The following is a 535-nucleotide window of genomic DNA, read 5'->3' as shown; positions in this document are numbered from 1 at the left end:
ACTTTCACTTCGTTTAGAAGAGGGGGATTCCTAAGTAAAGAGTTCTATCGAACTCTAATTTATTAGGCTATCTCCACAGTCCTTGCGGTTAGAAGCCTTATCGCTTCATTCTTTAGATTGATACTTGCGTTAATATCCCTATCATGGTGTGTACAACAAGAAGGACAGTCCCATTTACGTAGGTTTAGATTTTTAACGTCTTTGTTTTGATATCCACAACAAGAACATAATTGGCTTGAAGCAAATGTTTTCGATACAACAATGACTTGTTTGCCGTACCATTTTGCCTTATATTCCAACATAGTTCGAAACTGAGACCATGATACCTCACTAATTGCTTTTGCTAACTTATGATTCTTTAACATATTCGATACTTGCAAATCCTCTATACCGATAACATCGTGGTTTTTGATGATTTCAGTCGAGATTTTGTCCAAGTAATCTTTTCTAGCATTCGTCATGTATTCATGAATTCTAGTTACTTTTACTCGTTGTTTATTCCAGCGAGAAGATCCTTTCATTCTTCTAGAAAGAA

1 protein-coding gene is annotated in these 535 nt (G+C 35.5%); it reads right to left on the bottom strand.

Annotated elements, in window-relative coordinates; all coding sequences use genetic code 11:
* Positions 1 to 62: 62 nt before the first annotated feature.
* The coding region (locus MR065_RS27070) for a transposase (RefSeq protein ID WP_242215744.1) at positions 63 to 535 on the bottom strand (473 nt) is incomplete at its 5' end.

The sequence above is a fragment of the Bacillus cereus group sp. BfR-BA-01383 genome (assembly GCF_022663495.1).
In the GTDB taxonomy this organism is placed as follows: Bacteria; Bacillota; Bacilli; order Bacillales; family Bacillaceae_G; genus Bacillus_A; species Bacillus_A cereus_AU.
The sequence above is the reverse complement of the archived record's forward strand: the minus strand, read 5'-3'. Positions and strand labels throughout refer to the sequence as shown.